Annotated in this window: 22 protein-coding genes and 1 pseudogene; 12 read left to right on the top strand and 11 right to left on the bottom strand. The window is 41.1% G+C overall.

Features of this window, described 5'->3' with window-relative positions:
• Positions 1 to 342: 342 nt before the first annotated feature.
• On the top strand, positions 343 to 2250 hold the full coding sequence (locus PSH50_RS20755) for a tetratricopeptide repeat-containing diguanylate cyclase (protein WP_273610059.1): 1908 nt from the start codon (positions 343 to 345) through the stop codon (positions 2248 to 2250).
• Positions 2251 to 2260: 10 nt separating this feature from the next.
• Here PSH50_RS20755 and PSH50_RS20750 read toward each other — a convergent pair whose 3' ends face one another.
• Genes PSH50_RS20750 through PSH50_RS20740 form a run of 3 tightly spaced genes read right to left on the bottom strand, consistent with a single transcriptional unit; the run spans position 2261 to position 3072 of the window.
• Complete coding sequence (locus PSH50_RS20750) at positions 2261 to 2479, bottom strand: DUF6500 family protein (protein ID WP_273604773.1); 219 nt, start codon at positions 2477 to 2479, stop codon at positions 2261 to 2263.
• A 26-nt stretch (positions 2480 to 2505) separates the two neighbouring features.
• Positions 2506 to 2763, bottom strand: coding sequence for a hypothetical protein (locus tag PSH50_RS20745; protein ID WP_024032753.1), 258 nt, complete (start codon positions 2761 to 2763; stop codon positions 2506 to 2508).
• A gap of 57 nt (positions 2764 to 2820) precedes the next feature.
• Positions 2821 to 3072, bottom strand: coding sequence for a hypothetical protein (locus tag PSH50_RS20740; RefSeq protein WP_273610058.1), 252 nt, complete (start codon positions 3070 to 3072; stop codon positions 2821 to 2823).
• Between the two features lie 317 nt (positions 3073 to 3389).
• Here PSH50_RS20740 and PSH50_RS20735 point away from each other — a divergent pair, with 317 nt between their 5' ends.
• The gene (locus tag PSH50_RS20735) at positions 3390 to 3815 is read left to right on the top strand and encodes a hemerythrin domain-containing protein (RefSeq protein WP_096042820.1); all 426 of its coding nucleotides are present in this window, start codon (positions 3390 to 3392) and stop codon (positions 3813 to 3815) included.
• 85 nt (positions 3816 to 3900) lie between these two features.
• Here the strand turns inward: PSH50_RS20735 and PSH50_RS20730 are convergent, their stop codons facing one another.
• Entirely contained in the window at positions 3901 to 4314 is a 414-nt protein-coding gene (locus PSH50_RS20730; RefSeq protein ID WP_138611437.1) for a hypothetical protein, read from the bottom strand.
• Between the two features lie 348 nt (positions 4315 to 4662).
• Here PSH50_RS20730 and PSH50_RS20725 point away from each other — a divergent pair, with 348 nt between their 5' ends.
• The 10 genes from PSH50_RS20725 to PSH50_RS20680 all read left to right on the top strand — a co-directional run bounded on the left by PSH50_RS20725 (position 4663) and on the right by PSH50_RS20680 (position 21394).
• Positions 4663 to 7017: a TonB-dependent siderophore receptor gene (locus PSH50_RS20725; RefSeq protein WP_273610057.1), complete on the top strand. Its 2355-nt coding sequence runs from the start codon at positions 4663 to 4665 to the stop codon at positions 7015 to 7017.
• A 16-nt stretch (positions 7018 to 7033) separates the two neighbouring features.
• Complete coding sequence (locus tag PSH50_RS20720; RefSeq protein WP_273610056.1) at positions 7034 to 9187, top strand: FAD-dependent oxidoreductase; 2154 nt, start codon at positions 7034 to 7036, stop codon at positions 9185 to 9187.
• A gap of 1 nt (position 9188) precedes the next feature.
• On the top strand, positions 9189 to 10007 hold the full coding sequence (locus PSH50_RS20715; RefSeq protein ID WP_273610055.1) for a DUF547 domain-containing protein: 819 nt from the start codon (positions 9189 to 9191) through the stop codon (positions 10005 to 10007).
• Positions 9994 to 11271, top strand: a complete 1278-nt coding sequence (locus PSH50_RS20710) for an ABC transporter substrate-binding protein (protein ID WP_273610054.1) — start codon at positions 9994 to 9996, stop codon at positions 11269 to 11271. The genes PSH50_RS20715 and PSH50_RS20710 overlap by 14 nt, the downstream gene beginning before the upstream one ends.
• Positions 11268 to 13022: an ABC transporter permease gene (locus tag PSH50_RS20705; protein ID WP_273610053.1), complete on the top strand. Its 1755-nt coding sequence runs from the start codon at positions 11268 to 11270 to the stop codon at positions 13020 to 13022. The genes PSH50_RS20710 and PSH50_RS20705 overlap by 4 nt, the downstream gene beginning before the upstream one ends.
• 22 nt (positions 13023 to 13044) lie before the next feature.
• Positions 13045 to 13683: an ATP-binding cassette domain-containing protein gene (locus tag PSH50_RS20700; protein ID WP_004589582.1), complete on the top strand. Its 639-nt coding sequence runs from the start codon at positions 13045 to 13047 to the stop codon at positions 13681 to 13683.
• A 27-nt stretch (positions 13684 to 13710) separates the two neighbouring features.
• Complete coding sequence (locus PSH50_RS20695) at positions 13711 to 14355, top strand: CDP-alcohol phosphatidyltransferase family protein (RefSeq protein ID WP_273610052.1); 645 nt, start codon at positions 13711 to 13713, stop codon at positions 14353 to 14355.
• Positions 14348 to 15139: a sterol desaturase family protein gene (locus PSH50_RS20690; protein ID WP_273610051.1), complete on the top strand. Its 792-nt coding sequence runs from the start codon at positions 14348 to 14350 to the stop codon at positions 15137 to 15139. The genes PSH50_RS20695 and PSH50_RS20690 overlap by 8 nt, the downstream gene beginning before the upstream one ends.
• Before the next feature lie 594 nt (positions 15140 to 15733).
• Positions 15734 to 18394: a glycoside hydrolase family 16 protein gene (locus PSH50_RS20685; protein WP_273610050.1), complete on the top strand. Its 2661-nt coding sequence runs from the start codon at positions 15734 to 15736 to the stop codon at positions 18392 to 18394.
• A 66-nt stretch (positions 18395 to 18460) separates the two neighbouring features.
• Positions 18461 to 21394, top strand: a complete 2934-nt coding sequence (locus tag PSH50_RS20680) for a TonB-dependent receptor (protein WP_273610049.1) — start codon at positions 18461 to 18463, stop codon at positions 21392 to 21394.
• A 51-nt stretch (positions 21395 to 21445) separates the two neighbouring features.
• On the opposite strand, the gene PSH50_RS20675 is transcribed toward PSH50_RS20680, so the two are convergent.
• From PSH50_RS20675 to PSH50_RS20645, 7 genes and pseudogenes are all read right to left on the bottom strand, one after another.
• On the bottom strand, positions 21446 to 22855 hold the full coding sequence (locus tag PSH50_RS20675) for a S41 family peptidase (RefSeq protein ID WP_273610060.1): 1410 nt from the start codon (positions 22853 to 22855) through the stop codon (positions 21446 to 21448).
• Between the two features lie 168 nt (positions 22856 to 23023).
• Positions 23024 to 23323: a hypothetical protein gene (locus PSH50_RS20670; RefSeq protein ID WP_004589576.1), complete on the bottom strand. Its 300-nt coding sequence runs from the start codon at positions 23321 to 23323 to the stop codon at positions 23024 to 23026.
• A gap of 481 nt (positions 23324 to 23804) precedes the next feature.
• A pseudogene (locus PSH50_RS20665) lies at positions 23805 to 24170 on the bottom strand (hypothetical protein).
• 49 nt (positions 24171 to 24219) lie between these two features.
• Positions 24220 to 24804, bottom strand: a complete 585-nt coding sequence (locus tag PSH50_RS20660) for a DUF998 domain-containing protein (RefSeq protein ID WP_055255061.1) — start codon at positions 24802 to 24804, stop codon at positions 24220 to 24222.
• Positions 24805 to 24914: 110 nt separating this feature from the next.
• The gene (locus tag PSH50_RS20655; protein ID WP_154946054.1) at positions 24915 to 25124 is read right to left on the bottom strand and encodes a hypothetical protein; all 210 of its coding nucleotides are present in this window, start codon (positions 25122 to 25124) and stop codon (positions 24915 to 24917) included.
• A 124-nt stretch (positions 25125 to 25248) separates the two neighbouring features.
• A complete protein-coding gene (locus tag PSH50_RS20650) occupies positions 25249 to 25665 on the bottom strand; it encodes a hypothetical protein (protein ID WP_273605324.1) in 417 nt (138 codons plus the stop codon).
• Between the two features lie 117 nt (positions 25666 to 25782).
• A complete protein-coding gene (locus PSH50_RS20645) occupies positions 25783 to 26340 on the bottom strand; it encodes a hypothetical protein (RefSeq protein WP_273610048.1) in 558 nt (185 codons plus the stop codon).
• Positions 26341 to 26485: the final 145 nt, after the last annotated feature.

Here is a 26485-nt window from a genome sequence, read left to right as displayed (position 1 = left end):
GTAAGCCATCAGCAATTAAAAAAGGTAGAGGAGCAACTAAATAATCGCCCTAGAAAATGTTTAGGATTTAAAACACCAAATGAAGTCTATAATGAATTAGGTGGTGCACTTCCAATTAGAATCTAGGTTATTATTTTATTATTTGTGTTTTGATGGGTGTCATAGTTATATTTTAAATGGGTGTCATCATTATTTAAATAATGCTTTTCATACTTATTTACTAGAAAATGGGGTTTTTAAAGGGATGTGGTGGTGTATTCCCAATAAAGTATTAACTTGTTATTTACAAGCAATGCTATAGTTAGTTATATCGTTTTAGGTGTTGATTCAGTAAAAAAATAAATGACGAACAATATAATAATAAAAATCAATATGGTGTGGTTTCGCTTTTTTGTGCTCCTGTTATTTTTACTAACTAGTAGTGCTACATTTGCCAGTAGCTCTTCACTAACTTCATCTGATATAAAATCAATCCAAAGCCTGCTTAGTGATATTAAAGCCAACAAGCTAGATTACCTTTTACACCAAAAACAACTAACCCACGCTTATAACGTCACTAAACATACAAAGCATAAACAGTTGCACCTTGAAGCGGCTGCCTTATATTCAGAGCTACTTTTTCGACAAGAACAATACACCGCGCTAAGTACCCATTTGCTAATGTATTTAAAGAGTACTGAGCTTGTAACATATAAAAACAGACACCTACTATTTTTAGAGGCTCAGCTTAAGCTTTTCGCAATTAACAAAGAGTTAAGTAATGCGCAATCGCTTGCTAATCAACTGCAAACGCAGGTAAAACAGCTTTCTCCTAACGAACAAATCATTGTTTTTCGGGCTATAGCCTATTACTACACCGAAACCGACGAACTTAAAAAAACGCTAAGTGCGGCATTAACAGGTTTAGAGCTTGCTATAAAAGAAGAAGACATAGCCTCGCAGGGCTACTTTTTTAGAAAAATTGCCGACGCTTACAACTACCTCTACAAAGATGATAAAGAAAAAGCCATTTATTATGCCCAAAAAGCGGTAGATGCCTACGAGCAAACAAGCGACGGCCTATTTACTGCTAAAGCTTATTGGAGTTTAGGGAACGTATTACTTGAGGTCGGTCAGCCTAAAAACGCGCTTGTATACTTAAATAAAGCGCTGGCTTATTTTAGCAAAGTTAATATGAAAAAAGGTTTAGCCTTCGCTCAATATTCTATTGCAAATATTCAATACCTGCAGGGTAATTACGATACAGCTTTAATGCTTGTAAACAAAAACATTGCACTTGCAAGCTCAGCCGGCATTAATGACATGCATTTAGCATCAATGATTTTATTATCAGACATCTACACAAAGCAAAATTTATTAAATAAAGCCAACCAAGTAAACGACGAAGTATTTTTAAACCTAGATAAATTTAGCCGCAGCATTTATAAGGCTGATTTTTTAAGCAAACGCTATAAATTAAAGCGCCAGCTTAACTTCACCGAAGATGCATTTAAGGCTATTGAAGATGAGCTTGCTTATACAATAAAACACTACGAAGCCACCAGCGAAACCAATATAAAAACCTTACAAGTTAAATTTGAAGTAAAAGAAAAAGAAGACAAAATTTTACAGCTAGAATACGAAAAAGACATAAACAAACTGCAGGCTACAGAAGAACACCAGCAAAAAATAATTTGGCGCTTAAGTGCCTCAATTGCCTTTACTTTAGTCATCATGTCGCTATTTTTATTTTACCGCCAAATGCGCCAACGTAAAAAATACCATGCTATAGCATTAACCGACTACCTAACTAACAGCTTAAATCGGCGTGGCATTTTGCAAAAAGCAAATGAGTGTTTATCCCAGCAGAGCCTAGCAATAGCTATTGTCGATTTAGATTACTTTAAAGCTATTAACGACAAATTTGGCCACGATATAGGAGATTTAGTACTTATAAAATTTGCTCAAGCAGCAAAAGACACACTAAGTACTAACGATAAGTTTGGGCGCTATGGCGGCGAAGAGTGGCTATTTGTTTTAAAAACGCAAAATCGCGATAAAATAAACAACTTTTTTGAAAATCTTGAAAATAAGTTAGCGCAGTACTGCAGTCATATTGAGGCATTACCAAGTAAAACACACGTTACCTTTAGTGCTGGCGTGGCAATAAGTCATGCTAAAAGCGACTCACTTAGCGAGCTAATTAAACATGCAGACCAACAACTCTATAAAGCAAAAGAAAATGGCAGAAACCAAATAGCAATCGCGTAAATATACGTTATTAGTCACCTTCAATAATCATTTTTTTTATTTTTATCGCTTTTTCAAAGTGATCTAACTTATGGATGTGTATCCACCACGTAGCGGCTTGCATCAGCAGCTCTGGATTGTCGTTTTTATTTGCAAAAAAAGCGTAAAAAGAAAGCCCTACGTTTTCGCCTTTGGCTGCTATTTTTTTATCGCACACAGCTATAATTTTTGCTTTTAGTTCTTCCTGCATACATACCTTATTTAATTGTATTTTAATTATCTAAATATACCGTTTAAAAAACTAACAATTAGCTGTAAAAGACTTCTATCAACAATACTATGATTCTCAAACTCTTTATTAGGCGTATTTACTTTTGTAGCTTTGCATTCATTATCTAGCGGCTCATTTTTATGTATATTGGTTTCATAAGCTATATCAGCTTGCTCCATACATTGTGCAGAGCCCGCATAAGGCTTTGCCGCACAGCCAGTTAAAAATATACACAATGAAAATACAATTAAAAACGCCTTCATATTCAATCCTATTTTACGCACCCTTGTGCTTTAAATTATAGCTGTAAGTTAGCTTACTTAGGCGGCTATTAAAACAATTAGATCAATAAAAAACACACCAACTCCATCAAAAAAAGTGTTGCCTTTAGCATCCTTTTTTATTTGAGTGCTTACACATTTATTGAAAACCTCTGAGCTTGTTTTAGCGCCATTTAGCTCCGTTATTTCTGCCTCTTGTATGCATACACGTCGTTCAGAATGCTCGGCTGTACTACATGCACTTAATAACGCGCACAGTAATAATGCTGTAGTGGGGCTTTTTAAGTTCATCCTTAAACTATCCTAATATCTAAAGTTTTATAAAAATATAGGTAAGGCAAGTATGTACAGCTTGTACCCAAATAATGCGCTACTTTACCACCTCAATAAAATACCCAACCAGTAAAAATATGTAAGCTTCTGTAGCGTCAAAAGCAATCACCTCTTTTAATCTGAAAAAATTGCAGCTGTTTATGTGTAAAAGTTACAGAGCAACTCCATTCAAACCAGCCAAAAGTACATTAAAGTCAATTATATCAACATATTAAAATCTGGCACTGCGTTTGCTTTTTAAAAGTTTATAAAGCAATTACAGCAAGGAAAGAGTTATGAATATTTTTGAAGCGCTACGTCACGACCACGATAAACAACGCGAGCTAGTAGATGCCCTTATTCAAACGCACGGCGATACGCAGCAGCGCCACAAGCTAATGGACGAGCTAAAAACCGAATTAGAAGAACACGCAAAATTTGAAGAGCGTTATTTTTATAACCCACTTATGTTTGACGATTTAACGCACGAAAAAGCACGCCACAGCGTTGCTGAGCACCATGAAATTGACGAATTAATTGAACAACTTGAAGACACCGAAATGAGCTCATCGGCATGGTTAGTTGCAGCTAAAAAATTGCACCATTTAGTGCATCATCATTTAAGTGAAGAAGAACATGAAGTATTTCAATTAGCGGGTAAAGCCCTAACAGAAGGTCAAAAAGAAAGCCTAGCTAAACAGTACAACGATGCCATGCATTAGTTATTAATTAAACCGACTTCCATACACTCCCTTGTGTACTTATTGGTTATAAGCCGTATGGCTTATAACCATTTTTTTTGCAGCGCTACTTAATGGTAAATTTAACGTCTTGCTCGCGTAACACATACAGTGCAAAACACGCTGCCCACATTGGCCACGCTGTAAAAAACAATAAGTTATTAAAGCCATCAATATACTGATTATAAGATGAAAGCGTAGAAAGGCCGTGCATTACAAATATAACGCCATACGTAAGTCGCTTTTTAATACCCGCTAAAAAAGCCAACACTAAAATAAGCTGTAACGCCCCCAGTACATAAGCAACCACATCTGTAGAGCCGCTAATACCATAAAAATGCTCAAAAATTCGTGCGCTATGCCCAGGGTTAACAAACTTATCAAACGTCCACATAATCATTACAATAAATACGCCTAGGCGTAGCGAAAAAAGCGACCACTGCAAACGATTTTGAAAGTCAGTACCTGTTGTACCAGTCATAAAATTTCCTTAAAACTAAATAATTTAATGTTGAAACTAGCAAGACCGCTAAACACATATTTTATTTCATCTTAATGTATAATTTTTTAATAAATTCGGTGCCCTGCTTTGCGTTTGTTTGCGTATAAAACCGCTATTTATAAATTACGACCTTATCATGGCAATAACTAACTACAGTATTTGTAAAACAAAAACATAGTGGCTAAAACTGAATAACGCTTTTGAGCAATGTGCTAAACTTTTAACGTTTCATTCTAAAAAACAAAAAGAATTAATATTTACTGAAAGTTATTCAAAAAGCTGCAGGTCTTTATTGCCACATTCACACTAACCAAAATGAGAACCCTTTTGAAACATTCATATTTGGCACTTTTTATAGCCGCTTCACTCACACCTAATTTTTATGCTCATGCGGCACAATCTGCAGCTAATACCGACTCAATTGAACGTATTGAAGTAGCAGGCCAAACGATTAAATCTCAAGGGCTTTCTGTAAAAGATGCCACTATTAACGGCCCCTTCGGCGACAACCTTGCACTGCAAGACATAGCACGCTCAGTAACGCCTATTTCAAGCGAGTTGATAGAGCAACTAAATATTACTACCCTACAAGACGTACTAGCCGTAAGCCCAAACACATACTCTGCAAGTGGCTTTGGTGCACCCAGCTTACCTACTATTCGTGGCCAACTGGGTGAGCTTTTTCAAGATGGTACACGCCGCCAAGCAGGTAATAATGGCTTTGGCGTGCCATTATCGTTCAACTCTATAGAACAAATAGACGTAGTAAAAGGCGCACCGCCGGTTTTATTTGGCTCAAGCCAACGTAACGGTGGTTTTGTAAATTTACACTCAAAGACTGCTTCTACAGATGAAAGTAAAGGTAAAGTTAAGATCTCAGCGGGGCGATGGGATCAATACAGTGCCCAAGTAGATTACACTGCCCCCATTATAAAAGATAAAGTGGGCCTTAGAGTAAGTTACGAGCACCTTGATGAAGGCAGCTACTACGATTATTCAGGCACTAAAAGCGACAGTTTATTTGCAGCACTACGCATATTGCCCGATGATAAAAGCAGTTGGGATATTAACTTTGAGCTATACCAAGTTGAATTTACCGATAACGCCGGTATTAACCGCCCTACCCAAGCCTTAATTGATGATGGCCTTTATATTACCGGCCAAGGCGTGCAAGCCAATGGCAGTACCGTACCAGCAGCGGGTTCAATTGTTTCGCCTACTGGGCAAGTAAAAATAGATCGCAGCACCGTGCTTACCGACCCTGATAACCAAAACGAAGCAACCACTTATTTAATTCACAGCATTTATAAGCGTGAGCTAAGTGCTAATGCCTCGCTTAAAAACATTACGTATTTTCAGCATTTACAGCGTGAAGAAATAGCCCAAAACAGTTTTGTAGAAATTATAGACGGCGCCGATACAGCGCAAAACCGCACTGAGCTTAGCTACCGCTGGAATAGTGACCAGCAAACAATTTTTGCTTTTGACGTACGCTACAACAAAGTCCTCGGCTACAGCCAATTTACTACCGAGGCCGATTTACCAATTGATTTAACTGGCCCACTTTCAAACCGCCGCATTCCCTTAACCGATGCACAAAAAGCACGTTTAGTAGAGCTAAGCCCAGGTGTATTTGTATCGCCTGGTGGTCAATACGATTTAGATAACGATGGCAGCGGCGACTTTAACTTATCAGACACTACCGACTCACGTTCATGGCAAACCGGGCTTGCTATTCAGCAAGACTCTGATTGGGGCGATAAACTTCATACCAGTGTGGGTTACCGCGTTGACTTTTACGATGTAGAAGCAAACGACCCTATTGCACCACAAGGTCAAGTTGCCGCAAGCGACAGCATTAACGAAACCCTGCATTCAGGCCAAGTTAGCTTTAATTACAAATTAAATAGTGATTACACCACCTATGGTGCAGCAAGTTATAACGAAGCAACATCAAATAGTATGGCGGGCGGTACATCACTTGGCGGCGATAACACAATTAGCGCACAAAATTTTGCAACCGAAAACACCTTAGTTGAGTTTGGCTTAAAGTACGCTCCGACCGACAGCGACTGGTACGCTGATGGTGCGGTATTTAGCCAGCGCCGTAGTTTACGTAATCGCGACGGCAGCAATACAGGTATTCGTACTACAGGTTTTGAAAGCCAAGTATTTTACGATGCCTACCCTTATTGGCTAAGTGCGGGCTACAGCTACATAGACGCTCGTTACGACAATTCTGCAAGCAGTCAAGATTCTGCTCAAGTAATCGATGCGTTTGACAATTCACGCCCAGATATTATTGCAGGTACCGGCGTTGGCGCACCAAGTTTTACCGCGTTTGCACCTTCAAACCGCCAAGTTCAGGGCATTCCTGAGCAGTCGTTCAGTTTTAACGGAAATTATTCAATTAATTCGAAATGGCAAATGGGTTTTTCAGGTCTATATACAAAGAGTTACCCATTAGACTTTTTAGCAACAGTTAAAATTCGTGATCAATACACGCTAAACGTTAATACTAGCTACGCTTTTACGCCTAGGACTAAGTTGCGATTAGATGTAAACAATGTCACTAATCAAAAAAACTGGCGCCCAGTATTTGAAGGGGGTTACTTTGGCGCAACATTGGCATTTCCAGAACTGCCAATAAACGCAAAATTAACACTAACCCATAATTTTTAAGAGCGGTTGAGAGAACATGATTAAAAAACTATTTTTGGTATTGATTGCAGCAGCGGCTATAGGCTTGTTCTTTCACTTTAATTTACACCAGTTACTTACGCTTGAAGGCTTAAAAGGCTCGATGGATCAATTTAGCCAATATAAAGAGCAATCGCCATTATTGGTTTTTGGTGGTTTCTTTTTATTATACGTAGTGGTAACGGCTCTCTCATTACCGGGGGCGGCTATATTAACACTCGCCGCAGGTGCATTATTTGGCTTAGTTGAAGGCTTATTGGTTGCCTCGTTTGCCTCTACGGTAGGTGCTACGCTTGCCTTTTTAGTATCGCGTTACTTATTGCGCGATACAATTAAACAACGTTTTCCTGAGCGCTTAGACGCTATTGACGCAGGCGTTGAAAAAGAAGGTGGCTTTTACTTATTTACGCTTAGATTAGTGCCTGTATTTCCGTTCTTTTTAATTAACTTATTGATGGGTGTTACCGCAATTAAGGCATGGACCTTTTACTGGGTAAGCCAAATAGGCATGCTGGCGGGTACATTTGTATTTGTAAACGCCGGTACGCAACTTGCGCAAATTGAGAGCTTATCAGGCATTTTATCGCTCGATCTTATTTTATCGTTCGCTTTATTGGGTGTGTTCCCTTTTATTGCTAAAGGAATCCTAAACGTGTTTAAAAAACGTCGCGTATACAAAAATTACACTAAACCTAAAAAGTTTGACCGTAACATGATTGTTATTGGCGCAGGTGCTGGCGGCTTAGTGACAAGCTACATTGCAGCAGCAGTTAAAGCCAAAGTAACGCTAATTGAAGCCGGCGAAATGGGTGGCGACTGTTTAAACTACGGGTGCGTGCCAAGTAAAGCCGTTATTAAAAGCGCTAAAATTGCCGAGCAAATTCGCCACGGTGAACACTACGGCCTTGAAAACATGGCACCGCAGTTTTCGTTTAAAAAAGTAATGGCACGTGTACATAAAGTAATTGCCGACGTAGCACCACACGATAGCGTTGAGCGCTACACAAACCTAGGCGTAGATGTTGTAAAAGGCTACGGTAAATTATTAGACCCGTGGACTGTAGAAATTAAGCTTAACGATGGCGGCACGCAAACACTCACAGCCCGTACTATTGTTATTGCCACTGGCGCACGCCCATTTGTACCGCCACTTCCTGGTATTGAAGAAACAGGCTATGTAACAAGCGATACATTATGGACTAAATTTTCTGAGCTTGAAGAAGCCCCTAAAAAGCTTGTTGTACTTGGCGGTGGCCCAATTGGTAGCGAACTTGCACAAAGCTTTGCACGCTTAGGCTCAAATGTTACGCAAATTGAAATGGCAGAGCGCATTATGATCAAAGAAGACTTAGAGGTGTCTAAATTTGCTCACGAAGCGCTTATTGAGAGCGGCGTAAACATTTTAACATCGCATCAGGCACTGCGCTGTGAAGAGCGCGACGGTAAAAAATTCATTGTGGTAAAACATAACGATACCGAAATCGATATTGAATACGATGAACTACTATGTGCTGTGGGCCGAAGCGCTCGCCTTAAAGGTTACGGCCTTGAGGAGCCTGGCATAGAAACTAACCGTACTGTAGTCACTAACGAATACCTAGAAACGCTTTACCCTAACATTTTTGCCGCTGGCGATATTGTAGGTCCGTATCAGTTTACGCACGTAGCCGCTCATCAGGGCTGGTACGCAGCAGTAAATGGCTTATTTGGTAATCTTAAAAAGTTTAAAGTCGATTACCGTGTAATCCCGTGGACTACATTTATTGACCCAGAAGTAGCACGTGTTGGCTTAAACGAGCAAGATGCTATTGATAAAGGCATTGACTATGAAATCACTCGCTTTGAATTTGAAGAGCTTGACCGCGCCATTACCGACAGCGCCACCAAAGGCTTTATAAAAGTAATTACACCAAAAGGCAAAGACAAAATACTCGGTGTTACTGTGGTATCTGAGCACGCTGGCGATTTAATTGCTGAGTTTGTACTGGCAATGAAACACGGGCTAGGCCTTAACAAAATATTAGGCACTATTCACAGCTACCCTACTTGGGCTGAAGGTAACAAGTACGCTGCAGGCGAGTGGAAACGCGCTCATGCACCTGAAAAAGTACTTAACATGCTTGAAAAATACCACACATGGCGCAGAGGCTAATATGTTTAAAACACCTTTAAAAGCGCTATTGTTAGGGTCTGCTTTGCTTGCAACATCGTTTGCAACGTCATTTTCGGCCCAAGCTCAAAATATGCACGAGAGCTGGAACGCATTATTAAACAACCATGTTGTAGCTATTAATCATGGACACAGCACAGAGGTTGATTATGCAGCAATTAAAGCTAAGCACAGCGAGCTTAAAAGCTATTTAGATTCGCTATCGGCTGTTACGCAAAATGAGTTTGATACATGGGAAAAACCTAAGCAGCTGGCGTTTTTAATTAACGCATATAACGCCTTTACTGTTGAGCTAATATTAACAAAATACCCAAACCTTAAATCAATTAAAGATTTAGGCAGCTTTTTTAGCTCACCGTGGAGCAAAGAGTTTGTGCCATTACTTGGTAAAACGCGCAGCCTTGATGATATAGAACATGGTTTAATACGTGGCAGTGGTAAATACAACGACCCACGTATTCATTTTGCTGTAAATTGCGCAAGTATTGGCTGCCCAGCCCTACGTGAAGAAGCCTATACAGCCAATGATTTAGAAAGCCAATTGCAAGCGCAAACGGTGCGTTTTTTATCAGATACAACCCGCAATATAGCGCAAGGTAACACGCTAAATGTGTCTTCAATATTTAAGTGGTACGGCGAGGATTTTGAACAAGGTTTTAAAGGCGCCAACACATTGCAGCAGTTTTTTTTGCAATACCCTAAAGCACTAAAACTGGTACCCGCTCAGCAAAAAGCGCTTAAAAATAACGACATGAAAGTTAAGTTTTTAGACTACAACTGGGATTTAAATGCTCGCCAATAAATGTTGGCAAACATTATCGCGATACAGCTTTTGCTGTGTCGCGTTTTGCATTTGCCTTGTTATTAGCTTTAAAAGCCTAGCAAGTACACAACTACAAAGCCGTTGGCAACAAATAGAAAGCTTAGGTAAAAACCAAAGCGTATATTTTTATGCGTGGGGCGGCGATGCGCAAATAAATGCGTATATCCAATGGGCTGCGCAGCAAGTAAAAGCAAAATATAACATTAACTTAGTCCATGTAAAACTCAGTGATACCAGCGAAGCCGTTAGCCGCGTACTTGCCGAAAAATCAGCAAACAATAACGATAAAGGCAGCGTAGATTTAATTTGGATAAACGGTGCTAACTTTGCCACCATGAGCGAGCACTCGTTATTACTTAAACAATGGGCTAATAAGCTGCCTAATTTTAGCTACACCGACCCTAGCAATAATCCCGCTGTTAATTTTGATTTTGGAATACCCACCAACGGGATGGAAGCACCTTGGGGCCAAGCATCGCTCACCTTTTACTACGACAGTTTAGCAATTGACGGCACTGCAAATAACACACTACCAACAACCCTAAACCAATTACTTAGCTGGAGCGCACAAAACCCGGGGCGCTTTAGCTACCCAAAGCCGCCTGACTTTTTAGGCATGAGCTTTTTAAAGTACGCGCTTGTTATGCTACATCAACAAAGTGATGACACACTTAAAGCACAGTTAAATCAGCCAGCTACTACACAAAACACAGCCCAAGTATTAAACCCGTTATGGGATTTTTTAAATAAACTGCACCCAACACTTTGGCGCGGCGGTAAACACTTTATGCAAAGTGGTGCACAAATGCGCCGTTTAGTAGGCGACACCGAGCTAAGCATAGCGTTTACGTTTTCAGCACCCGAAGTGCCCGCAGCCGTTAAACGTTATGATTTACCTAAAAGTATTCGCAGTTATGCAATGCAAGATGGCAGTTTAAGTAACACCCACTTTGTAGCCATACCTTATAATGCAAGCCATGCACAAAGTGCGCAGTTAGTGGCTAATTTTTTATTAAGCCCAGAGGCGCAAGCTCAAAAACAAAAAGCGTCTATATGGGGCGATAAAAGCGTACTTATTCAATCAACGCTAGCTCCACAGCAACAAGCTTTATTTAAAACAACGCAACCGCATCCAAGTGCCCTGCCTTTAAATAGTATTAAACGCACGCTAAGTGAGCCACACCCAAGCTGGGTAAACGCTATTGTGCAAGGGTGGCAAACACGTTTTGGAGTAAGCCAATGAGTGTTGTTTCAAATAAGTTAGCAGCAAGCCCAACGCTTAAACCACATAAAAGCGCCAATATGTTTAGTAAATTAGTTACATTAAGTCCACGCTTTTTACTGGCATTGCTTATTTTACCTGTAATAGGCGGCTTAATTAGCGTGCTATTGCCCGCTTTTGGTTATGCGCCGGTACTTGAGCACACAACACTTGGCCTACATGGCTTTACTATGCTCATGCAAACACCCGGCCTAACACGCATGGTTATGCTAAGTGTTGGCAGCGGATTAATAAGTACCTTACTAGCCTTTACCATTACATTAATGATTTTAGCGGCATTTTTTAATAGCCCGTGGCTTAACCGTATTCAGCGTTTATTGAGCCCGATACTGGTAATTCCCCACGCGGCAGCGGCTATTGCGGTTGGTTTTTTAATTGCTCCTTCGGGAATGATCTCGCGCTTAGTATCGCCTTGGTTTAGTGGGTGGGAACTTGCGCCTAACGGCATGTTTCCGCATGACGCGTTTGGAATTAGTATAATTTTAGGCTTAACCCTCAAAGAGCTGCCTTTTTTACTGTTAATGGCGCTAGGTGTGCTTGCCCAACCTGAGCTTGGCAAAAAGCTGCGCCAGCAACATAAAGTAGCGCTTAACTTGGGCTACTGCCCTATGACGGCTTTTTTTAAAGTAATATTACCAAGCCTTTACCCATTATTGCGCCTACCCATTTTAGCCGTATTGGCTTATGCCAGCGCAAGTGTAGAAATGCCACTTATTCTGGGGCCAAATACCCCGCCAACGCTTGCTGTTGCTATTATGCACTGGTTTAACGATGTAGATTTAAACCTGCGTATTAAAGCCTCAGCGGGGGCACTATTACAGCTTGTACTTACTGGCGGTTTGCTAGCACTTTGGCTTGGCGGCGAAAAAGCGATAAAAGCATTATTTAGTGATTTACTCACCAATGGCGAGCGAGAATATGGCGGTGTTTATTGGCAAAAAATAACAACCGTATTAACAGTATTTGTAATTGGCTTTATTTTGCTTTCATTAATTGGCTTAATTATGTGGTCGGTTGCCGGATTTTGGCGTTTTCCGGCGGCACTGCCCGATCAGCTCACGCTACTTCACTTTAAAAGTGCGCTAATGCAAATGCAAAGCCCGCTTTTTAATACCCTTGCTATAGGGCTAGTTACTACGTTATTTGCCATTATTATTACCCTTTTGTGCTTAGAGTCAGAGCAGTTAAGTGCCAAACCCATGTCGCGCTTTACCAGCTTAATTATTTATTTACCGCTGCTTGTGCCAAGTATTGCGTTTTTATTTGGCCTAGTGTGGCTGCAACAACTAGTAAATAACCAGGCCGCGTTTTTTAATGTGGTATTTACCCATTTATTGTTTGTACTTCCGTATGTGTTTTTATCACTTTCGAGCAGTTATAGGCGCTTAGACCCTCGCTTTGCTCATGTAGCAGCAAGCCTTGGCGCAACGCCCTGCAAAGTGTTTTTACAAGTAAAATTACCCCAGTTATTTGCTCCTATTTTAATTGCGGCGGCACTTGGTTTAGCCATTAGCTTTGGCCAATACCTCCCCACGCTTTTAGCCGGTGGCGGGCGCATAGCAACCATAACAACCGAAGCGGTTACCCTTGCTAATGGCGCAAGTAGGCGCACCAGTGCGGTGTATGCCATTATGCAAATGGCATTGCCACTCATTGGCTTTATACTGGCGTGGGTGTTACCTAAGTACTTTTTTAAAAGCGCCCATCGCTAACCCATAAATTAAAAGGTTTTTAATGCAGTCATCTTTAGAGATTAAAAATTGTGAGCTTTATCGTCAAAACCAACAATTACTTAGCTTAAACGAGCAGGTAAAAGGCGGCGAAATACTCACCGTTATGGGGCCATCAGGCAGTGGTAAATCAAGTTTATTAAATTGGCTTACCGGCACATTACCCAGTGGTTTTAGCGCAAATGGCGAAGTGTGGCTTAACGGCGAAAATATTAATAACTTACCCGCACATTTACGCCACATAGGCGTGCTTTATCAAGATGCGTTATTATTTTCGCATTTATCGGTAAGCGGTAACATTGCCTTTGCTATGCCTAAAGGCAATAAAAAACAGCGCCTTGAAAAAATAGAGCACGCCCTTGAACAAGTTGGATTAAAAGGCATGGCTAATCGCCACCCCGACAACCTCTCTGGTGGGCAACAAGCCCGCGTTGCTTTATTGCGTATGCTATTGAGCGAGCCAAAAGCTATTTTACTTGATGAGCCCTTTAGCAAGCTCGATACCCAATTAAGAGTAGATACGCGCGAGCTGGTATTTAGCCAAATACGTGAGCATAAACTGCCCGCTATTATGGTGACCCACGATCATAGCGATGCAGAGGCTGCAAATGGCAAACTAATCACCTTAAATTTAGCCAAATAAACGCACAAAAAGTACAAGGCACCAAGCATGTTAGACAAATACATCACCCCAGTAATAAAGCCACTGTTAACCCCTGTTGTGGCGTTAATGCACAAACGCGGCATAACGCCCGACCAACTTACTGTGGTAGGCTTTTTAATAGGCCTATTAGCTGTGCCATTAATTGCGTTTGAAATGTGGTACGCAGCGTTAACGGCTATTGCTTTAAATCGTATTTTAGATGGGCTAGATGGCGCATTAGCACGCCATGCAAATTTAAGTTCAAGCGCTGGCGGCTTTTTAGATATTACCCTCGACTTTTTATTTTATGCGGCAATTCCGCTTGGCTTTATTTTGGCAAACCCTGAGCAAAACGCGATTGCAGGTAGCATATTACTGGCCACTTTTATAGGCACTGGCTCAAGCTTTTTAGCCTTTGCCATAGCCGCCGAAAAATTTAAGCTCGAAAAACCCCAGTTTAAATACAAAAGCTTTTACTATTTAAATGGTTTAACCGAAGGCACAGAAACCATCGCGCTGTTTATTGCCTTTTGTATTTGGCCGCAGCACTTTGCCCTAATGGCGAGTATTTTTGCCACTGCGTGCGCTATTACTATTTTTACACGTATACATGGTGGGTATAACACGCTTAAACGCCAAGAAGCCGATGAGGTTACACAAACCAATGAGTAATGAAATTTGGTGGCGATTAGGGTTCTTTTTTAGCATTTTGGTTATTATGATGCTGCTAGAATTGCGTATGCCTGCCCGTAAATCGCCGATAAAAAGTACCACCCGGTGGTTGGCCAATTTTGGACTGGTGTTTGCTTCATCATTAATTGCTCGCTTAAGTGTGCCAATAGGCTTAACCGCCGTAGCGCTTTATACACAAGAGCACGGTATCGGTTTATTTAATCAAATAGCCACACCAAGTAGTGTTGCTATTATTTTAAGCATATTACTGCTTGATATAGTTATTTATTGGCAGCACCGGCTTTTTCATCAAGTGCCTATTTTGTGGCGTTTGCACCGTGTGCACCACGCCGATGCCCATGTAGATACCAGCACAGGTTTGCGTTTTCACCCTATCGAAATTGTACTAAGCATACTTATAAAATTGATTGCCGTTACCGCTTTAGGAGTACCTGCTATTGCAGTATTAATATTTGAAATAGCACTTAATGGATTAGCGCTGTTTAACCACGCCAATATACGTTTACCCAATGCCATAGAAAAACCACTTCGGCTCATATTAATGACCCAAATACTGCACCGTATTCATCATAGCCAGCGCGTGAGCGAAACCAATTCAAACTATGGATTCAGCGTTATTTGGTGGGATAAACTGTTTGGTAGTTACAAAAATGAAGCGCAAAAAGCCGATAACGACATAGATATAGGCTTAAAAGAATACCCTAACCCGCAGCAAAACGCCTCGCTGTGGGGTTTGCTAATTATGCCGTTTAAACGTAAATAAGCTTCCATTTCAAGTGGCTACAATACTATTAAAATAAACAATAAATTAAGAGGTAAATGCGTATTTAAATTTACACATTTACCTTATTAAACCCCGCCAAAGCCTTACCCCCTATAATTTAACCTTTACAAGCTAAGCGCTTTAAAGGGTTTACTAACCTATTGAATGCTATACCACTTTCACTTTTTTAACTTTCGTTTTTTGTAAAAAAGCAAAATTACACGCCATATAGTTAGCCTAATACGGGTAAATCATCGCAATTAGCGCTAAATGTAATTGCTACAGGTAACTTTTATATTTACCAATTAAGTAAAATATTAATACATGTATTAAAAATGCAACATTTCAAATAATGTAAGCTGTTAAATTTATTAGCGATTTAGTTAATAACTCCAATTGGTAAACTGGTCTTACCGTAAACTAAATGTAAATAAAATACACAAATATGTTGACCATTTACGTAGTGCGCAATATTATTTGTAAGCGCTTACAAAAACACATGATAAATGTAAGCGCTTACAAAAATAAATATGGTTCTTTTTAATAAGTTTAAACACACATTCTGACAACAATCTGTGAAACCGGGGTTCAGCTATGAACATTGAAAAAACACACATTGCTCGCTTACTGGCTGCTATTTCGTTAGCGTCTTTAGCTGGCTGTGGTGGCGACTCAGCCACAACATCTAATTTTGAAAATATCGACGCTTCTGAGCCAGTTTCAGATTGGCAACTAGTATGGAGCGACGAGTTTGAAGACTCAGCCATTGATACTAATAAGTGGAACTTTGAATTAAACTGCGATGGCGGTGGTAACAACGAAAAACAATGTTACACCGATAACGAAGAAAACGCCTTTATACAAGACGGTGTGTTAAACATTGTTGCCCTACCCGCGACAGAAGGCGCTGAAAAGCCCTACACTTCTGCGCGTTTAAATACCCGTTATAATGCTGACTTTACTTATGGCCGCTTTGAAGTACGTGCAAAGCTCCCTTCGGGGCAAGGCAGCTGGCCTGCGTTTTGGATGCTACCAACCGATGAAGAATATGGTACATGGCCACGCTCAGGCGAAATTGATGTTTTAGAATCAGTAAACCTAAAAACCGCTGACGAAGATGGCGGTGTTGAATCAAGCATTCATGGCACATTGCATTACGGCCGTGCATGGCCAGATAACAGCTACACAGGTCAAGAGTACAAATTTCCTGAAGATAGCAACCCAGCAGATGACTTTCATACTTACGCAGTAGAGTGGCAAGAAGGTGAAATACGCTGGTACGTTGATGGCTACCTATATGCCACACAGCGCCAATCAGAAGTATTATATAATTCCAAAGGCGAAGCCGCAGGTTTAAAACATCGCGGTTGGTTTGCAGAGTATTTTGAACAAGGTTCTGGCGAGCTAGAAACTCATTGGGATAGCGCTCCTTACGATAAAGACTTTCACTTACTATTAAATTTAGCAGTAGGCGGCGACTGGCCTGAAAACGTAAATGAGTTAGGTGTAGATGCCAGCGCATTTGAAAACGGCCAAACATTTGCAATTGACTACGTACGTGTTTATCAATGTGCATCAAATCCAGATACCGGCAAAGGGTGTGAAACTATTCGCCCAGGTTACGATAGCCTAGACGATGCCCTGCTAGAGGGCGAAGCGCCTATTCCTAGCCCGCCATCTACAGGTATTGCTACACCGTTAACTATTTTTGGCGACAGCTTTAACCCTAACTGGCCAGCATGGGATTGTTGTGGTGGCTCTACACCTGCAATTGTAAGTGATGAAGAGCAAGGCGACGTTGTTGAATTTACAATAGGTAGCGAGCCTACAGTGGTTGGTTTTATTAGCCGCGATGCGTTTATTACTGACGAAAACGGCGCTGCAACACCTTTTGATGCATCACCTATGCTAGAAGAAGGCTACGTACGCTTTAAAATGAAAGTAACCAGCGCACCAAGCGTGCCAGACACACCTTGGTTTGTAAAACTTGAAAGCACAGAAGCCTCAACCGATGCTGATATGCCGCTTACAAGTAGCGTTGAAGGCCAAGCACCTGTAGTAGGTGAGTGGCAAACCTATACGTTTTTACTTTCTGACCTTGCTGACTTAGATTTAGATATCAGCGCAATTGACGTACTTATGGTATTCCCTGAGTGGGGCACGGGCGAAGGCGCAACCTTTTTAATTGACGACGTTGAAATTACGCAAGACAACCTAGGCGCATCACCAGAGCTGACTATTTTTGAAGATGAGCAAAACCTAGCATGGCCAATGTGGGATTGTTGTGGTGGCTCAACGCCTATCGAAGTGGTAGATGATGAAGCGCACGGGGTAACCGCTGAATTTAGTATTGGTGCAGAGCCTACAGTAATGGGCTTTAACAGCCGTACTGAAGTAGGTGGTGCAGGTGAGTCATTTGATGCAAGCAGCATTTTAGATGAAGGCGTTATTCAGTTTGACTTAAAAGTAACGTCTACCCCAAGCGACCCTTCAACTGCGTGGTTATTTAAAGTAGAGGCAAATGGTGCAACTTCATTTGCAGAACTTGAACTAACGCAAAGTGTTGAAGGTGTAGCGCCAGTGACTGGCGAGTGGCAAACTTATACATTTAAGTTATCAGATCTCGCAGGTGCAGGCCTTGATGTAAGTGCAATTGATGTACTTATGATTTTTCCGGCATGGGGCGCAGGTGAAGGCGCGGTTTACCGTGTAGATAATGTTAAAATTTACAACCCTAATGCAGCGCCCGTTGCCTCTGGTGAGCTAAACGTATTTACAGATACAGTCGCCGATCAGTGGAGCATATGGGATTGCTGTGGTGGTTCAACACCTACTACAGAAACCGACGATGATCAGCACGGCGCAGTGGCTCAGTTTAGCATTGGTGCAACACCTACTGTAATGGGCTTTTTAGCCGATGAAGACGTATCGTTTGATGCATCAGCCCTGTTAGAAAATGGCGTTGTACAGTTTGATTTAAAAGTAATAACAGCACCTTCAAACGTGGATGCACAATGGTTATTTAAAATTGAATCAATTGGCGCTTCAAGCGCAGTAGAGCTGGCATTAACGCAAAGCAATGAAGGGCAAACACCTGTTACAGGCGAATGGCAAACATACACCTTCCCTATTGGGCAACTATTTGATGCGGGCTTAGATATTAGCGCTATAAACGTGCTCATGGTATTTCCTACGTGGGATATGGGCAACGGCGCACTATACCGCATAGATAACGTGATTATCGCGAATCCATAAAAACACACTACAATAGGCGCATGGCGCCTATTGCTACACAACAACATTTTATAAAGCAGAGCTATTATGAACACATTCAATTTTAAAAAGAGCCAACTTGCGGCTTCTGTGTCTCTTATCATTGCTGCAAGCACGTTAAATACGGCCATTGCTGCCGAAGCAGACACTGCAGCATCTCCTGATGTAGAAGTTATTGAAGTAAAAGGTATTCGTGGTTCACTTATTCGTTCTATGGATATGAAACGTGATTCATCGGGCGTGGTAGATGCCATTTCAGCAGAAGAAATGGGGAAATTTCCAGATACCAATTTAGCAGAGTCATTACAACGCATTACCGGTGTATCGGTGAGCCGTGCAAACGGTGAAGGTAGCCAAATTACCGTACGTGGTTTTGGCCCAGAGTTTAACTTAATTACGCTAAACGGCCGCCAAATGCCTGGCACAGGTTATACACGCTCGTACAACCTTGAAAACATTGCCTCAGAGGGCGTAAGTGCGCTAGAAGTATTTAAAACAGCGCGCGCCGATGTACCAAGCGGTGGTTTAGGTGCTACGGTAAACATTTCTACTGCGCGCCCTTTTCAAAAGCCAGGTCAAAATTTTTCAGCCACGGTTAAAGCAAATCACGACTCATCAAACGAAGCCGGTGATGATGTAACCCCAGAGCTTTCTGCTGTTTATAGCAACACATTTGCAGATGACAGATTTGGTTTTGGTTTTTCGTTTTCGCATCAAGAACGCGACTTTCAAAAACAACGCGCCAATATTCAAGGTTGGCAGGCCAATGTTGATTTACCTGAATTAGATAGCAGTAACGTTGTTGATAACCGTACTGACCCATCAGGTAACTACTACTTCCCTAAAGACATGAACTACTCTATTGAAGATGTAGAGCGTGAACGTACTAACGGCCAAGTTACTTTTCAATTTGAACCGGTTGATGGCTTTGTAGCCACCTTAGATTACACAGCAAGTAAAGCGGTTACGGGCTCTGAAAGTATTGGTTGGGGTATTTGGAACGACTTTGGTAGCAATATTAATGGCTACGAGCTTGATGAAAACGGCACCGCTGTTTATGCCGATATTAGCGGTAACGATGCCTCGTTTACAGCTAACAAAGGCACCACAGAAGTAAAAGCACGCTCTATTGGTTTAAACCTAGAGTGGGAAATTAACGACACGTGGCACGTTGAACTTGATTACCATGACTCTAAAAATGAAACCGATAACGGCGCCGATGACGGGCTAGGCAGTACCGGCCAAGTGATTTTAGGCTCTGATCAGCTAGCAAATAAAATTTACGATTACCGCACAGGCGAAATCCCAAGTGCTCAAGTTAACTGGTTAAACGGCACAAGCGAATTAACGCCAGGCGAAATTGACTCTAACTTTAGCCAATTTACGCACTCGCCGGGTGAATCAAACATTGAGCAATTACAATTACATACCACTTGGTACAATGAAAACTTTGATATTGGCCTAGTTAAAGTAAAATTTGGTGCATCGCGCACTGAGCAAAACACCGGTGGTTACACTGCATGGAGTGGTTTAGTAGGTGGCCCTGGTTTTAACCCATCGTACACAGAAATATTCCCAGACAGCATGTTTACTCGCCACGATACGTCGGGCCTTTTAGATCAATTTGATGGTGGCGGCAGCAACTTACAACCAGGTTACTACTACACCTACGATTTTGACGAAGCAGTGGCTCGCCAAATGGCATACTTAACCTCTGATGTAACCGGTGGCGATGCATACGCAGCCAATGCTTACATGGATGGTATTGATAGCGAAAGCTACGTAGAAGAAATTACAAACAGCTTTTATATTCAATCAAGCTGGGAGTTTGATGTAAGCGATTACTACGTAAAAGTAAACGCTGGCCTGCGCTACGAGCAAACAGATGTAACCAGCACAGTACGCCAACGTGTTGAAGAACAAGTAAATTGGATCAGCGCCTCAGAGTGGATAATGCAATATGCAGCCGGCGGCGATGATAACTTCTTAGAGCAGCAAGGCGATTACGACATATTATTACCGTCAATCGATGTAAGTGTTGATTTAACCGAAGACGTTGTAGCCCGTGTTTCATGGGGTAAAACTATGTCGCGTGCACCACTGGGTGATTTAGCCGGTGGTCGTAGCTTAACAGGCAGCCCAAAACCTGGCTCGCGCACGGGTAGCCAAGGTAATACAAATTTATTGCCGTTTGAATCAACCAATCTCGACTTATCATTAGAGTATTACTACGCAGAAGGCAGCTACGCCTCTATTGGTTACTTTAAAAAAGACGTAGATAACTTTATTCAAACCACCATTACGCAAACCACGATTGAAGGCCTATACGACATTTTAAACGGCCCACGTTACTTACAAGCAGTTAGCGATATTGAATCGCGCGGCGAGCAAGCAACCACCGATGCTATTTTTGCGCAAATGATTAGCAATGGTTATGGCAATGCGAATGGCGTCATTGAGCCAAATAGCGATGACCCACTTATGGTATGGAACATAAGCCAACCACAAAACACCGACAGCAAATCGGTAGATGGTTTTGAAGTGGCTGTTCAGCACTTAATTGGCGAAACTGGTTTTGGTGTAGGTGTTAACGCCACGTTTGTAGATGGCGATGTAGAATTTGATAGCGAAAGCCTAGACCAACAAGCGCCGCTTACAGGTTTAAGTGACTCAGCTAACTTTCAAGGCTTTTACGAAAAAGACGGCCTATCGGTTAAAATTACTTACGCATGGCGCGACTCGTACTTAATTGGTGTAGGCCAAGCACAAGGCTCAGCCGATGCGCCACCGCAATATGCTAAAGCCTACGGCCAATGGGATATGAGCGTAAACTACGATGTAAACGAAAACGTAACCGTATTTTTTGATGGCATAAACTTAAATAATGCCACCGAAGAAGGCTACGGCCGTTACGAAGAGCAGTTTTTATTTGCTAATCAGTACGGCCCACGCTACTCAGTGGGTGCCCGTTACACGTTTTAAACTATTCCCTAGTTAGAATAGTTAAGCCGCTTGTTTTAACAAGCGGCTTTTTTATAACGTTTTTATTTGCTCAAGCAATACATTAGTTGTCCAATCAATGCCGTTATATGCCACATCGGGCTTATAAAAATCCCCTGCCCCACGCGCTCTGTTTACGTATACTTTGTTAGGTACAATCACTTTCCCCAACCCTGAAGGTAAATCAGCTAAGCGTACTTCCATATACATAGAATCAGCACTACTTGGCGCACCAAATAACGTGGTATTTTCAAAAAGCTTAAACTTATCAAGCGCATCTAAACAAGCACTGGCGCACTGCGGCGGAACAATAACAAACACCTTGGTTTTAAAGTCACTAGTTAAAGGCTTTTGAGGTATGTTATTTGGCGTATTAGTTTCTTGCTCTACATAAAATGGATCACCACTTTTAAGTGATAAAGCCATACCCGCAGCTGTGATTTTAAATATTTTCAATAATTCAGGCTGATTTTTTACAACCTCTAATAAAGACACTACATGGTCGGTATTATCCTTTGATGCTCTCCACCACACTTGCGTGTTTTGAGAAGTATTATTTACTTTTTGTTCTACTATTTTTTTACCCCATAGTTCTTTGGCTATTTGTGAGCTCCAATAAGATGAGCCACCTTGGTTATGGCGCAAATCTAACACCACGGCTTTTGCAGTAAGTAACTTGCCACGCTGCTGTTGTATTTTTTCAAACACTTTATTGTAGGCAGCAGTTTGCTTTTCGGTTGATGAAAAGCTAGGCATAGCAATCCACGCAATATTTTTTTCAGGCCAGGTTAAATCAATGGGGAGTTCATCACCGTTGTAGGCATTTTCTAAATGCTTACTGACTGACTTAGGTCTTACAGACCAATTTAATACGTGTGTATAGGTATCGCCATTGGCTTTAACAAATTCGCATTCTTTTAAAGGAGTTAAAAATGGATTGCCCTCGTCAATGAGTAACCGCCAACCTTGCTGCCACCAATGGCCAGGTTGTGCAACTTGCCCATAAAACTTAAACACTCTCTCACGCATTAAGGTCTCGGTACTTTGTCCATCACATTGGCTTACAACGTCGCCTTTGCTAATATTTTTGTTTTCACTGTAATACACTTTTAGCGCATCACCTCGCCACACAGTTCTAAAGCCCGGCCAGCGGCGCGCGGGTCTATCTACGCTTGAAAACGCACCGGCGTGGCCATCTTGTAAAATAGTGCTAAAACGAGAAATTGCCGCTGCATGAACCTGCGGCCCGCTCGCTTGAGTTGAGAGTTTAAGCGCTTGTGCTTTTGCCTGTTTTAATAAATCAGGGAACGCGGGGTTGTTAGCATCAAACATACCTGGGTGATTTTGTGCTGTAATGTTGTAAGCAGCTTGAATATCATTTTCTATTACTGTTCGCCACTGCTCATCCGTTTGCGGTGACACAGCGGTGTTAGCAAAACCCATAAAAGATACAATAAAGCTGCTAGTAGAAATAGTGAGCATAGATATTTTAACCATCATTCAAATCCTTTTGTTGTAGTTTTTTAATAGTTAAAACTGGAAACTATTGATGCCGTTTAACTTAGCACACACTTAAAATAATTATGCCTAAATGCCAGCTCTAGAGATTGTTTAATGCTTGAGTAGACGAATCCATTCATCGGGGTTTGCTAAAATAAAGTCATAAGTATCTTCATTATCTAAAGTGATTGTTATTGCATCGCTTGTTAGTGGTAAAATGCCTGCACCTCTCCCTGCTGACTTTTCAATTTTTACGATTGCGCTTCGTGTAAAAGTATAAGGCCCTAAACCAGCACTTTCATTGTATGGCTCAAAACGTACCTCACCTTGCGTTACATAAAATTTACCATCGGCTTTTGCAACACCACCTTGATACGTAGCTGTAGATGATTTGAGTATTTTATTGTTCATTTGGCTTTCCTGCTAATTAATTTACGTCAATAAAATGTATTCACTTTAATAAGTTATATAGCTTTATACTTTAAGGCAATCAATTTGTACCCAAAAAGCAAGTTATAATGACACGTACTTTATTTAGCCAATTAGAATCTAGGCTTCGAAAGATGTAAAGTTTAAAATGGGTGTTTTGTTAATTCTTTCTCTGAATTTTTTTAACTAAAGGCACTATCGCTAAAGCTAGCAATACGGCAAGAAAAAAGCCCACAAACGTATTACCAAACACCCATCTAAAAAAGATTCCTGAAAGAGACAAAACAAAAGCTGACCAAAGCCATGGATTTATATTCTGCATACTATCTAGAGCACCTCATAGCACCCTGCTTAGGGGCGCAAACACATGGGCTATAATTTGGATCGAAGCGACGCTGCCCATGTGTATGCATCCCAGCGAACGAAGTGAGTGTGTTGATTAGGTTGTTAGGTGCGTGCATATTTAAACCACTACCCTAGGGGCTTTACCATGAAAGCCCAAGTATAGTTTTTGAGATTATCTGGCACGAGAGGCCAGCCACGCTCAATACCTTCTTTTGTACCTTTCCAGAATAAGTGCTCTGTATAATATACATCTATGTATTCGAATTCTACTTTGGTTGCAGTATCCAGTTTTTCGCTCATGTACTGCAACTGTTCTAATGCTTCTTCTAAATTACCTTTGGTTAAACAAAATGGTTGTCAAATTTGCGAACTCTTCCATTAGGAATGTGGGTGCCCATTTTTCATGTTTTTCCATGAGAGGCACAACGTCAGGAAATTTAGTGCGGATTTCTTTTAAGAACTGTCTTATCTCTGATTTGGCCATTAATTTCTCAGAAGCACCTAACTTTAAACTAAGGGGTATAAGCATGGCGCTATAATGCCGAAGGCGCGCCGTGTTTGTGCCCCCTAGAGTGCTTTGTTAGCTGCCATGCTGCATAACCAAACCACCCCATTGTTGGGACTGCCCATAACCTTTGTACTAAGCCATTATAGGATTGCGGGATAAAACCAGCATATATTAACCAAAACATCAGTACATGGATTAAAGCCAGTAAGACACAATATATTTCGAACTTTGAAGAATTAATTATGTTCTTAAACTCAAGTGCTGCACAAACTGGAATTAGGATCATGAATATTGATAAGTTATACAGAAGATGAAGAGGTGACTCTAATGTCCAAATACCTGCACTAATCATGCTACAGCCGAGTAAAAATGTAGTAAGTGTTGCTACAGAGAATTTGTAAGGGCTCATTTTAAATAAGCCAAAAGCAAAAGTGCACATTGAAACACCGATAATTACGTCCATCGCTCTATGGGTGTAAGCAAATATAGGTGATTCTAATGCTACGTGGCTAATACTCTTCGCTAAGACATTGAATTCAGGGATAATAAACCCGATACCAATGTTGACGATAGATGCTATCCAAATAATATGAGCTTGTCTTATTGTCAATTTATTTCCTTATTTCTACTGGATGTGGCAGCTAACGCCCCAATATGCCGACGAAGCGAGCTCAGCGAGTTGAGGTCGGAATAATTGGTTTGTTATGTGTAATGCCATGTTTAACCATTTTTTAAGAGGGCAACTATTGAAAGTAGCAAACTAGCGAAAGAAATTACTAACGCACCAAGAGCCAAAAAAGTGTTTCTGGAAGATATTTTATTTGCCTCCTCCTTCAGAGCTAAATCCTTTTTCTTTCTCTCTAAGTCAGCTTGGGCTTTGCGATCTTCGTTTTTTCGCTTGGCAATGATTAATCCCTGTTTTGCGTCCATCCTAATCCTTCAAATTCAAATTACACATAACTTTTAAATAAGGGGCGCAGACGCGTGGGCTATAATGCGAAGCAGCCCACGTGTATGCGTCCCAGTGACCGAAGGGAACGACTTAATTTGTTTGTTAGAAGTCATACCCTAAAACTTCCAGTGATGCTTTTGCTTTTTGAACAGCAGCAATGATTTTTTCCCTTTTCGCCCAACTCTTAAGTTTTGAAGGGAATCTACTAAGCCAATGATTATTTGGTCCATAGCCATTACCTCTTAAGCTAGAGAGGTAGTTCGTAGTGGGTAGGTTTCTCTGTTCCATTACACTTAGAAAATGCGCTATTTCCAAAGATGAAGCAAATTCAATTTCAAACCCCAGAACGGTGACTGTTAAAAAAGGATAGCCTTCCAAAACGTGTTTCTTGGGAAAAGGTGGATCAAACTCGTCGCATTGAGAATACCCTTTTACATCCTCGCCAATACCTTTGTGTACCCAATAGCTAATAGGTGTTTTTCTTCGGTTTTTTAAATGAACAAATTTCCAAGTACTCATCTTGACTTCTAACTTCCCGCATAACGGGCAAATACACGTAGGCTATAATACCGAGCAAAGCGAGGGGAGCCTACGTGTATTTGTCCCCCGCGAGCGTAGCGAGTGTTTATGCGCTTGTTAGGTGCACTCTACACTACTGCACCTAGTTAAATACTCCGGATCAAACTGTGGCTCATGCTGAACACCGTATCCAATTAACCAAGTAGGAAACGCCAAAACAGTGTTAGTTGGTAGCTCAATTTCGTTGTCGGTTTCAATTAAAACGGCTCGTATAGCCCAATAATATCCGTTACTCCCCCAAGGAAACTGAACTAGTTTAGTTATTCTTATAGTTGTTCCTTTAGGAAGAGGAGAAACAATGGAACGTTGTCTTTCAAACGCTAGTTTTTCAAATAGTTTTTCATCCCACCACAATTTATTTGAGAGATATGTATCGTAGTCTTGTGGTGTTTTAAAGTATTCATTACCCGAATCGAAAGCTTGAATACCTATACACCACTCAGTAGATTGAATTGTGGCATCGATATCCGCACAACGAGCCTCATACAAATAACCATCTTTTGCAGTTAGATAATATGAACCGACTATATTTTTTGCTATCGGCATATCTGATTTATCAACGATACCCGTGCAAGCTGGCAGAGATAAAACTAATAAAAATGGCAAAAACTTCAAATATACCTCCTGTGCACCTAGACATAATGACTCCCACACGGTGTTAGCCTCCGCTTTTCGTGGGTTAGCTTAATTCAAAGCCAGAGCCATAATTAGTTTGTCAATTAACTAAACAGCAGAGGCTAACATGAATAAACATAGCATA

This window comes from Pseudoalteromonas sp. Angola-7 (genome assembly GCF_028599255.1).
GTDB lineage: Bacteria > Pseudomonadota > Gammaproteobacteria > Enterobacterales > Alteromonadaceae > Pseudoalteromonas > Pseudoalteromonas atlantica.
Note: the sequence above shows the minus strand (reverse complement) of the source record. Positions and strands in the feature narration are given on the sequence as shown.

Bases quoted from the DNA above. Each gene is read 5' to 3' on its own strand.
- PSH50_RS20680 (WP_273610049.1), top strand. From the start codon at position 18,461: ATGAACACATTCAATTTTAAAAAGAGCCAACTTGCGGCTTCTGTGTCT.
- PSH50_RS20695 (WP_273610052.1), top strand. From the start codon at position 13,711: ATGTTAGACAAATACATCACCCCAGTAATAAAGCCACTGTTAACCCCT.
- PSH50_RS20715 (WP_273610055.1), top strand. From the start codon at position 9,189: ATGTTTAAAACACCTTTAAAAGCGCTATTGTTAGGGTCTGCTTTGCTT.
- PSH50_RS20675 (WP_273610060.1), bottom strand. From the start codon at position 22,855: ATGGGTTTTGCTAACACCGCTGTGTCACCGCAAACGGATGAGCAGTGG.
- PSH50_RS20690 (WP_273610051.1), top strand. From the start codon at position 14,348: ATGAGTAATGAAATTTGGTGGCGATTAGGGTTCTTTTTTAGCATTTTG.
- PSH50_RS20740 (WP_273610058.1), bottom strand. From the start codon at position 3,072: ATGAACTTAAAAAGCCCCACTACAGCATTATTACTGTGCGCGTTATTA.
- PSH50_RS20655 (WP_154946054.1), bottom strand. From the start codon at position 25,124: ATGGACGCAAAACAGGGATTAATCATTGCCAAGCGAAAAAACGAAGAT.
- PSH50_RS20755 (WP_273610059.1), top strand. From the start codon at position 343: ATGACGAACAATATAATAATAAAAATCAATATGGTGTGGTTTCGCTTT.
- PSH50_RS20745 (WP_024032753.1), bottom strand. From the start codon at position 2,763: ATGAAGGCGTTTTTAATTGTATTTTCATTGTGTATATTTTTAACTGGC.
- PSH50_RS20705 (WP_273610053.1), top strand. From the start codon at position 11,268: ATGAGTGTTGTTTCAAATAAGTTAGCAGCAAGCCCAACGCTTAAACCA.
- PSH50_RS20710 (WP_273610054.1), top strand. From the start codon at position 9,994: ATGCTCGCCAATAAATGTTGGCAAACATTATCGCGATACAGCTTTTGC.
- PSH50_RS20735 (WP_096042820.1), top strand. From the start codon at position 3,390: ATGAATATTTTTGAAGCGCTACGTCACGACCACGATAAACAACGCGAG.
- PSH50_RS20650 (WP_273605324.1), bottom strand. From the start codon at position 25,665: ATGAGTACTTGGAAATTTGTTCATTTAAAAAACCGAAGAAAAACACCT.
- PSH50_RS20670 (WP_004589576.1), bottom strand. From the start codon at position 23,323: ATGAACAATAAAATACTCAAATCATCTACAGCTACGTATCAAGGTGGT.
- PSH50_RS20730 (WP_138611437.1), bottom strand. From the start codon at position 4,314: ATGACTGGTACAACAGGTACTGACTTTCAAAATCGTTTGCAGTGGTCG.
- PSH50_RS20685 (WP_273610050.1), top strand. From the start codon at position 15,734: ATGAACATTGAAAAAACACACATTGCTCGCTTACTGGCTGCTATTTCG.
- PSH50_RS20750 (WP_273604773.1), bottom strand. From the start codon at position 2,479: ATGCAGGAAGAACTAAAAGCAAAAATTATAGCTGTGTGCGATAAAAAA.
- PSH50_RS20720 (WP_273610056.1), top strand. From the start codon at position 7,034: ATGATTAAAAAACTATTTTTGGTATTGATTGCAGCAGCGGCTATAGGC.
- PSH50_RS20700 (WP_004589582.1), top strand. From the start codon at position 13,045: ATGCAGTCATCTTTAGAGATTAAAAATTGTGAGCTTTATCGTCAAAAC.